Genomic DNA, 9,169 nt, shown 5'->3' on the forward strand with positions numbered 1-9,169 from the left:
TTACTTCGTGGGGCGGCCGCCCGTCACGCCGAGGATCTCGCCGGTGACGTAGCTGGATTCCTGGGAGGCGAAGAAGACGTACGCGGGGGCCAGCTCGGCCGGCTGGCCGGGGCGTCCCTCCGGGGTGTCCTGGCCGAACTTCTCGACCTTCTCGTTCGGCATCGTCGCCGGGATCAGCGGCGTCCAGATCGGGCCCGGCGCCACCGCGTTCACCCGGATCCCCCGCTCGGCCAGGTCGGCGGCGAGCGCCTTGGTGAAGTTGGCGATCCCCGCCTTGGTGGTGGCGTAGTCCAGCAGCTGCGGCGAGGGGTCGAACGCCTGGATCGACGAGGTGTTGATGATCGCCGAGCCCTCGGGCATGTGCGGCACGGCCGCCCGGCAGAGCCAGAACATCGCGTACAGGTTCGTCTTCAGCACCCGGTCGAACTGCTCGCCGCTGATGCCGAGGATGCCCTTGTCCTGTGCCATCTGGTAGGCCGCGTTGTTGACCAGGATGTCGATCCCGCCGAGGTCGTGCAGGGCCCGTTCGACCAACTGCTGGCAGTGCCCCTCGTCCGTGATGTCGCCGCGCACCGCGATGCCCTTGCGGCCAGCCTCCTCGACCAGCCGGACGGTCTCCCGGGCGTCGGCGTCCTCCTCCTCGCTGAGGTAGGAGATGAGCACGTCGGCGCCCTCCCGGGCGTACGCGATGGCGATCGCGCGGCCGATGCCGGAGTCGCCACCGGTGATCAACGCCCGCCTGCCGTCGAGCTTGCCGCTGCCGCGGTACGACTCCTCGCCGTGGTCCGGCTTCGGGGTCATCTCCTCCGTCGAGCCGGGCGGCGTCTGCTGCTGCTTCGGTTGTCCCTCCTGCTGGCCGTACTGGCTGGTGGGGTCCTGCTGGGTGTGCTGGTCCTCGCTCACCGACGTCTCCTCGCGCACCGGTCGGGTCTGGGGTCTCCCACGCCCTACCCTGCGGCGGCAAGCGGAAACGGCCGTCGCCGTGTTACATGACCATGCCCCTGCGCGCCGGTGTGATGAAACACCTCGGGCGGCTGTGGCAGGAGTGACCGCCGCTCGTTTATGGTGCGCTCGGCGCTCACCGGGCGTCCCGAACCCCCATGGAAGGGCACCTCATGACCTCTCCCTCCGGCCCGTCGCGTCGGACGGTGCTCGCCGCCGCGGCCGCGGCGGCGAGCGTCCCGCTGATCGCCGCCGCCCCCGCCCAGGCGGCCGGCCCGGCCCGGTCGCGGACCTGGGACCTGACGATCCTCGGCACGTCGGACACCCACGGCAACGTCTACAACTGGGACTACTACTCCGACGCCGAGTACGACGACAGCAAGCACAACGACGTGGGCGTCGCCAAGCTGGCCGCCCTCGTCAAGCAGATCCGCGCCGAGCGGCGCGGCAAGGCGACGCTGGTGCTCGACGCCGGCGACACCATCCAGGGCACCCCGCTGGCCACCTTCTACGCCAAGCAGGAGCCGATCACCACCACCGGTGCGACGCACCCGATGGCCAACGCCATGAACGTGCTCGGCTACGACGCCGTGACGCTGGGCAACCACGAGTTCAACTACGGCCTGCCGCTGCTGGCGAAGTGGATCTCGCAGCTGGGCTTCCCGGCGCTGGCCGCCAACGCCGTCAACGTCGCCACCGGCAAGCCGGCCTTCCTGCCGTACGTCATCAAGAAGGTCGACGTCGGCTTCGCCGCACCGCCGCTGCGCGTCGGCATCCTCGGCCTGACCAACCCGGGCAGCGCGATCTGGGACCGGGCCAACGTCGAGGGCAAGCTGCGGTTCGACGACATGATCGCCACCGCCGCGAAGTACGTGCCGATCATGCGGGCGCGCGGCGCCGACATCGTGCTGATCTCCGCCCACGGCGGCGACAGCGGCACCTCCAGCTACGGCCCGGAGCTGCCGATCGAGAACCCGACGGCGCTGATCGCCCAGCAGGTCCCCGGCATCGACGCGATCCTGTTCGGCCACGCCCACGCCGAGGTCGCCGAGAAGTTCGTGGCCAACGAGCAGACCGGCGAGCAGGTGCTGCTCACCGAGCCGTCGAAGTGGGGCCAGCGGCTGAGCCGGATGGACTTCACCCTGGCCCGCGATCGGGGCCGCTGGAAGATCACCAAGAAGTCCGCCGCCCTGCTGAACACCAACACCGTGGTCGAGGACCCGAAGGTCCTCGCCGCCGTACGGGCGCAGCACCAGAAGACCGTCGCGTACGTCAACCAGGTCGTGGCCCGCTCCACGGTGGAGCTGTCAGCGGCGGAGAGCCGCTACAGGGACACCCCCATCCTGGACTTCATCAACCACGTGCAGACCGAGGTCGTCGGTGAGGCGCTGGCCGGCACGGCGTACGCGGACCTGCCGGTGCTGTCGATCGCGGCACCGTTCAGCCGGACCGCGGTCTTCCCCGCCGGCGACGTGAAGATCCGCGACGTGGCCGGGCTGTACGTCTTCGACAACACCCTCGAGGCGGTCGTGCTCAGCGGCGCCGAGGTGCGCGCCTACCTGGAGTACTCGGCGAAGTACTTCCGGACCCTCGCCCCCGGCGCCCCGGTCGACCCGGCGACGATCAGCGACCCGGCCGTGCCGGACTACAACTACGACGTCTTCTCCGGCCTGGACTACGACATCGACATCTCCAAGCCGGTGGGGCAACGCGTCACCCGCCTGGTGCTGCCCGGCACCGACACGCCGGTGGCGGACAACGCGCAGTTCGTGGTGGCGGTCAACAACTACCGGCGCAGCGGCGGCGGCAACTTCCCCGGCATCGTGAAGACCCAGGTCTACAACGAGCAGCAGGAGATCCGGCAGCTGCTGATCGACTGGGCGCAGGCCAAGGGCACCATCGACCCGGCGGACTTCTACCAGCCGAACTGGCGGCTGGTGCGCGAGGGCGTGCCCGTCTTCTGATCCCCGCACCACCGGACGGGCCGTGGGCTGATCGCCTGCGGCCCGTCCGGCGCCCGGCGGCACGACCGGCCCGGTGCCACGTACGCGACGTGACACCGGGCCGGGCCGGCGCCGCGAGCCGGGTCAGCGTCGTTCGCGACCCGTGACGCGACCTCCGATCTCCAGGCGCGGCCAGTCGGCGAGGTCCCGCAGCAACTGCCGGTCGTGCGTGGCGACCACGACGGCGGCGCTCGTGTCACGGATCGCCTCGGTCAGCTCGTCGACCAGCGCCGACGACAGGTGGTTGGTCGGCTCGTCGAGCAGGATCAGCCCGGGCCGCCCGGCCAGCGCCAACGCCAGGTCGAGGCGCCGCTGCTGCCCCTGCGACATCCGCCCGACCGGGGTGCGCATCGCATCGGAGTCGAGCAGCCCGAGCGCCCCGAGCGGGACGGCCTCGGCGTCGCGGAGCGCCCCGCGGGCCACCAGCCGCCCCACGTGACGGGCGTGGACCTCGCGGGCGGTGAGGCCGGGGTCGTGCGCGGCGGTCTCCTGGTCGATCAGGGCGATCCGTGCCTCCTTCGCCGTCCACACGCGTCCGTCCGTCGGCTGGAGCGCGCCGGCCAGCACCGCGAGCAGCGTGGACTTCCCGGCACCGTTCGCCCCGGTGACCAGCAGCCGGTCGCCGCCGTCGAGGGTGAGGTCGACCGGACCGGTCAGGCGCCCGTCGACGGCGACGCCGTACGCCCGCAACTGTGGCGCACCCCGCCGGACGCTCAGGTCGGGCCACCGCAGGGTCGGCGGCGGCTCCGGCACGTCGATCCGGTGCGCCTGGAGGGCGTCCTGCTGGCGGTGCAGGGCCTGCACGACGCCCGGCGCGCGGGACTGGCGCTGGTGCTTACCGGTCCCCTTGTCGGGCCGCCAGCCGGTGGAGAGCCGGTCGCGGGCCTTGGACACCGCGTTCTGCAGCCGCTGGTGCTCGGCCTGCTGCTCCTCGTAGTCCTGCTCCCAGGACTCACGTTCGCGGCGCCGGGCGTCCTGCCAGGCGTCGTAGCCGCCGGCGTACAGGCGCGGCGTCCCGTCGCGCGTCGGGTCGAGGTCGAGGAACCGGTCCGCGACGTCGCGCAGCAGCGCCCGGTCGTGGCTGACGACGGCGAGTCCGCCGTCGTGCTCGCGCAGCCTGCGGGTCAGGAAGTCCAGCCCGTCGGCGTCGAGGTGGTTGGTCGGCTCGTCGAGCAGCAGCACGTCGTGCCGCGCGCCGAGCAGGCACGCCAGCCGTACCCGGTAGCGCTGCCCGACGGAGAGCTCCGACAACGCGCGGTCGCGGTCCGTGCACGCACCCAGGGCCTCCAGGGCGACATCGATGCGGCGCTCGGCGTCCCACGCGTCGAGCCCCGTGGCGGCCTCCAGCGCGACGGCATAGCGGTCTCCGGCGCCGGGATCGCCCGCGGCCACGGCGAGCGACGCCTCGTCCAGCGCGGCGAGGGCCGCCAACGACGCGGCCAGCGCCTCGGACGTCAGGGTGCCGACGGTCTCACCGTCACGCGCGGACAGCTCCTGTCGGGCCAGGCCGATCGTGCCCGCCCGGTGCACGGTGCCCTCGTCGGGCGGGATGAGGCCGGCGAGAACGTGCAGCAGCGTCGTCTTGCCGCGGCCGTTCTCGCCGACGACGGCGATCCGGGACCGGGCGGAGACAGTCACCGACACGTCGGCGAGGACCCGTCGGGAGCCGCGGACGACGGCGACGCCGTTGGCGCGGACGTGCGCGGCGCCGCCCGCCGCGACGGGCAGGGACAGGGTTTCGGTGGTCGGGGTGAGGTTCAAGGGTGCTCCGCAGCTCGTGGTGGAGCCGGGCAGCAGCAAGCGGCCGCCCGGCGGGAACCGGGACGGCGAGCGCGGATCAGCAGAGAGCAGGCGCCGCCGTCAGCGGGCGGAGCGGATCTTCTGCGACCAGATACCTCGTGCCATGGCGACCAGGCTAGCAGCGCGGGCGCTCCCGCTCGTCCGGATTTCGCTCCGTCGGGCAGGCCGTAGGAAGAACCGGCAGGAACGGTGATCGAGCTGTGCCCCCGTTCCCCGGGCAGGGCGTCAGGCCCCGTGCCGCAGGTCCCACCGGTCGCGCTCGTCGCCCGGATCCGGCTGGTCCCGCCGCGGATCGGTCTCGGTCAGCGCCGTCCGCTCCTCGGGGCGGACCGCGGGCGGCAGCTCGCCGAAGCGCACGTGCCGCAGGAAGCTGTACTCCTCGTCGGTGAACGACGGTCCGGAGTGGTCTTCTGCCATGACTTCTCCCTCGACGTCATCATTGTGTGCGGTGGTGACGTCGGACACCACCGCTAAGGCATCCTAGGATCCTGGGCAAAAGGCGAGGGCCGGCTTGCCGTGTGGCGCGTGTCCGGCGCGCCCGATCGGCGTGCTGGTCAGGCGCGCGCCGACGACGTGCGGCCAGGCCTGCGCGCCAGAAGGTGCGGCCAGGACGTGCGCGGCCAGGACGTGTGGGCCTCCGCGGCCGGGTTCAGCCGCTCGGCGGCCGGTCCAGCAGCGCCAGCGCCGCCCGGACCGGGGCGCGACGCAACGTCTCGTCGAAGCTCGCCCGGCCCTGGCAGAACCGCACGAACATCCGCCAGCCCGGCGGCGTGGCCAACAGCGCGTGGAAGACCCCCGGCCGCCGGGCGAACACGTCGAGCAGCCGGTGCCCGGCGCGCATCGACGGCACCAGGTCCCGGGTGACCCTGCGGTCGTAACCCGCCAGGTCACCGGCGGCGACCGCCGCGCCGGCCAGTTCGCCGGAACGCAGCGCGTAGCTGATCCCCTCCCGGCTCCACGGCTCCAGCAGCCCCGCAGCGTCGCCCGCGACCAGCACCCGGCCCCGACGTAGGGGCGAGTCCTCGGCCCGGCAGCGGGTCAGGTGGCCGGAGTCGTGCGCCGGCTCCACCCCGGACAGACCCAGCCGGTCCACGAACCCGCGCAGGTAGGCCCTGGTCCGCTCCCCCTCGCCCCGGGCGGCGATCACCCCGACCGTCAGCCGGTCGCCCTTAGGAAAGACCCAGGCGTACGAGCCGGGCAGCGGACCCCAGTCCAGCAGGAGGCGGCCCCGCCAGCGGGCCTGCTCCTCCGGCGGCACGGGCAGCTCCAGCTCCAGCCCCAGGTCCACCTGCCGGTGGGTGACCCCCACGTGCCGGGCGGTCACCCCCGAGGAGCCGTCCGCCCCGACCACCGTCCGCGCGTGGACCGTGTCCCCGTCGGCCAGCCTGAGGCGTACGACGTCGGGGTCCTGCTCGACCGCGCGGACCGCGACGCGCTCGCGCACCTCGGCACCGGCGGCGACCGCGGCGGCCCGCAGTCGGTCGTCGAACTCCTCCCGGCGGACCATGCTCACCAGCGGCCCGCCGGGATGGCGGCGGGTGAACCGGCGACGCCCGTCCCGGGTGAACGTCACCCGGTCGACCCGGTCGTGCGCGGGCACCTCGATCCGGTCGGCCACGGCCGCGAGCGAGGTGCCGATCAGACCGCCCCCGCAGGTCTTGTAACGCGGGTGCGCGGCGCGCTCCACCACCAGTGTGCGCACGCCCGCTCGGGCGGCGGCGTGGGCGGCGGAGAGCCCGGCGGGGCCGGCGCCGACGACGGCGAGATCCCAGACGATCACTGGTGCAGCCTAGGGCAAACCGCAGCCCGCGGCGCCGACGGCGCGGCCACCGGCACCGCCCGATCGGGTGGGCATCTTCGCCCGTCCACCGGGTAACCGCAGCGGCGTAACCGCCCGCGCAGGGGCGGGACAGGCGAAGGAGGAAAGGCCATGCGGCAGGTGCAACTGTCGGATGTCGAGGAGCGGGTGTACGACGCGGTCGCGGCGCTGGAGGCCCGGGGACAGGTGCCGTACCCGGACCTGATCGCCGAGGAGGCCGGTCTCACCGAGGAGCAGCTGCGGGCGCCGCTGCACCAGCTCACCGAGAAGAACCTGTTGCACCGGGAGGACTCGCCGATGGCCGGGCTGGACTTCGGTCCCCGGTTCTGCGCCCGCCAGATGGCGTGAGCCCCCGAGCACCTCGCGATGGTTCGCCTCCCGGGGACCGGGGTAGCGCTCGACGATGCCCGATCACTGGTCCACGGGAGGCACGATGAGCCCGGCCGACACGACCGCGCCGCCGGACGACCGGCGCCGCTGGCAGGCCCTCGGGGTCGGGCTGGTCGCCGCGTTCATGACGCTGCTCGACGTGAGCATCGTCAACGTCGCCGTCCCGTCCATCGACCGCGCCCTCGGGGCCTCCCCCAGCGACCTGCAGTGGGTGCTCTCCGGGTACGCCCTGACGTTCGGGCTGGTGCTGGTCTCCGCCGGCCGCTTCGGCGACGCACGCGGCCGGCGAAGCGCGTTCGTCTTCGGGATCGCCCTTTTCACCCTGGCCAGCGCGCTGGCCGGGCTGGCCGCCTCGCCCGGATGGCTGATCGCGGCCCGGCTGATCCAGGGCGCCGCCGCCGGGGTGGTGAACCCGCAGGTCACCGGGCTCATCCAGGAGCTCTTCCAGGGGCCGGAGCGGGGTCGCCCGTTCGGGCTGCTCGGCGCCACCATCGGCATCTCCACGGCCGTCGGCCCGCTGCTCGGCGGCCTGCTGATCGCCGTCGGCGGCGAGGCGCACGGCTGGCGGTGGGTGTTCTTCGTCAACGTGCCCGTCGGCATCCTCGCGGTGGTCCTCGGCTGGCGGCTGCTCCCCGGCCGACCCGCCGGCCCACGCGACCACCGGCGGCTGGACCCCGTCGGGGTGCTGCTGCTCGGCGTGGGAGTGCTGGCCGTGCTGTTGCCGCTGGTGCAGCAGGAATGGCGGAGCCCGGCGAAGTGGCTGCTCGTTCCGGCGGGGCTGCTCGCCCTGGCCGTCTTCGGGGCGTGGGAACGGTGGTACGGCCGCCGCCAGGAACCGCTGTTCGACCTGGGGCTGTTCGGCTTCCGGTCGTACGCCCTGGGATCGCTCATCGCGCTGCTCTACTTCGGCGGGTTCACGGCGATCTTCTTCATCTTCACGCTCTACCTGCAGAACGGCCTCGGCTACAGCGCACTGGTCGCCGGCCTGGCCATCACCCCGTTCGCGCTGGGCTCGGCCGCGGCGTCCGCGCTCGGCGGCCGGATCGTCAACCGCTTCGGGCGTCCCCTGGTCGCGGTCGGGCTGCTCACCGTCGTGGTGGGACTCGTCGCGGTGGTCGTCGTGCTGAACCTGGCCCCGAGGGGCGCCGCCGTGCCGTGGCTGACCGCGGCCCCCCTGCTGGTGGCCGGGCTCGGCAGTGGTCTGGTGATCGCGCCGAACCAGACGCTGACCCTGTCCCAGGTGCCGGTGCGGCAGGCGGGCAGCGGGGCCGGCATGCTCCAGACCGGCCAGCGGATCGGGTCCGCCGCCGGGATCGCCGCCGTCGGCTCGGTCTTCTTCTCCTCGCTGGCCGCCAGCGGCGGGGACTTCTCGCTCGCGTTCCGGCACTCGCTGCTGCTGGCCGCCGGGGTGATCGCACTCGCGCTGGTCGCGGCCCTGGTCGACGTCGCCTTCGGCCACCGCCGGTGACTACGGTCTCCAGCAGTTCCAGCCGGGCGTCGAGCCAGGCCTGGGCCAGCCGCCACGACGGCCGGCGCCCCCGGCCAGCACCCGCCGGTGGGACGCCAGGTCGCCGCGCTCGCCCTGCTCTGCCACCGGTCATCGCGGCCCGACATGCGTCTGGCCGGCACCCCGGTTGGGGTGCCGGCCAGCGGCGATTCGTCTACTGCTGTCAGCTGTTCCAGTGCTCGGCCACCAGGTCAGCGGCCTGCTGCTCCCACTGGGCGTAATGGTCCGGGTACGCCGACACCTGCACCGTCTGCGCGGCCTCCGTCAGCGGCATGTCCTGCCACCCGTCGACCTGCTTCAGACCCTTCAGAAACGCCATCGTCGAGTACTCCGGGTCGGTGATCTGCTCCACCGTGCCCCACCCACTGGACGGACGCTGCTGGAACAGACCCTGCGAGTCATGGTCGTTGCGGTCACCCAGATGACCCAGGTTCTCCAACTTCGACTCCTGCAACGCCGTCGCGATCGACACCACGGCGGCGCGCTCGTCCATGCCGGCCTTCTTCGTCGCCGCGACGATCGCCTTGACGTTCGCCACCTGCTCGTCGGACAGGTCGATACGCGACTGCGCGCCCTGCACACCGTGCGGGATCAGCTTGGCCTTGTCGACCGACGGCTTGTCGGCCTGCACGGCCACTGCCACCGGCGTCGACTCCACCGACGGGGCCGCCTGCGCGGTCGCGGGACCGGCGAACACGCCACCGGCGA

General features: G+C 73.1%; 8 protein-coding genes. 3 read left to right on the forward strand and 5 right to left on the reverse strand.

Translation table 11 applies throughout. The features are described 5' to 3' along the window. Positions 1-903, reverse strand: a complete 903-nt coding sequence (locus F6X68_RS26540) for an SDR family oxidoreductase (RefSeq protein ID WP_151456834.1) — start codon at positions 901-903, stop codon at positions 1-3. Between the two features lie 212 nt (positions 904-1,115). Between F6X68_RS26540 and F6X68_RS26545 the strand changes: the two genes are divergently transcribed. After that, positions 1,116-2,906 (forward strand): bifunctional UDP-sugar hydrolase/5'-nucleotidase, encoded by a 1,791-nt coding sequence (locus F6X68_RS26545; protein ID WP_151456835.1) that lies wholly within the window; start codon positions 1,116-1,118, stop codon positions 2,904-2,906. Positions 2,907-3,029: 123 nt separating this feature from the next. On the opposite strand, the gene F6X68_RS26550 is transcribed toward F6X68_RS26545, so the two are convergent. The 3 genes from F6X68_RS26550 to F6X68_RS26560 form a co-directional block, all read right to left on the reverse strand. Beyond that, positions 3,030-4,706: an ABC-F family ATP-binding cassette domain-containing protein gene (locus tag F6X68_RS26550; protein WP_151456836.1), complete on the reverse strand. Its 1,677-nt coding sequence runs from the start codon at positions 4,704-4,706 to the stop codon at positions 3,030-3,032. Positions 4,707-4,970: 264 nt separating this feature from the next. Then, positions 4,971-5,162, reverse strand: coding sequence for a hypothetical protein (locus tag F6X68_RS26555; RefSeq protein ID WP_151456837.1), 192 nt, complete (start codon positions 5,160-5,162; stop codon positions 4,971-4,973). Positions 5,163-5,394: 232 nt separating this feature from the next. Then, entirely contained in the window at positions 5,395-6,525 is a 1,131-nt protein-coding gene (locus tag F6X68_RS26560) for a geranylgeranyl reductase family protein (RefSeq protein WP_151456838.1), read from the reverse strand. A 150-nt stretch (positions 6,526-6,675) separates the two neighbouring features. Here F6X68_RS26560 and F6X68_RS26565 point away from each other — a divergent pair, with 150 nt between their 5' ends. Both F6X68_RS26565 and F6X68_RS26570 read left to right on the forward strand, forming a co-directional pair. Beyond that, positions 6,676-6,912 carry a hypothetical protein gene (locus F6X68_RS26565; protein WP_132239717.1) on the forward strand — a complete coding sequence of 79 codons (237 nt, stop codon included), beginning with the start codon at positions 6,676-6,678 and terminating at the stop codon, positions 6,910-6,912. An 85-nt stretch (positions 6,913-6,997) separates the two neighbouring features. Beyond that, entirely contained in the window at positions 6,998-8,422 is a 1,425-nt protein-coding gene (locus tag F6X68_RS26570) for an MFS transporter (RefSeq protein ID WP_151456839.1), read from the forward strand. Positions 8,423-8,624: 202 nt separating this feature from the next. On the opposite strand, the gene F6X68_RS26575 is transcribed toward F6X68_RS26570, so the two are convergent. Next, on the reverse strand, positions 8,625-9,169 hold a 545-nt coding region (locus F6X68_RS26575; protein ID WP_151456840.1), incomplete at its 5' end, for a hypothetical protein.

The sequence above is a fragment of the Micromonospora sp. AMSO12t genome (assembly GCF_008806585.1).
Classification (GTDB): domain Bacteria; phylum Actinomycetota; class Actinomycetes; order Mycobacteriales; family Micromonosporaceae; genus Micromonospora; species Micromonospora reichwaldensis.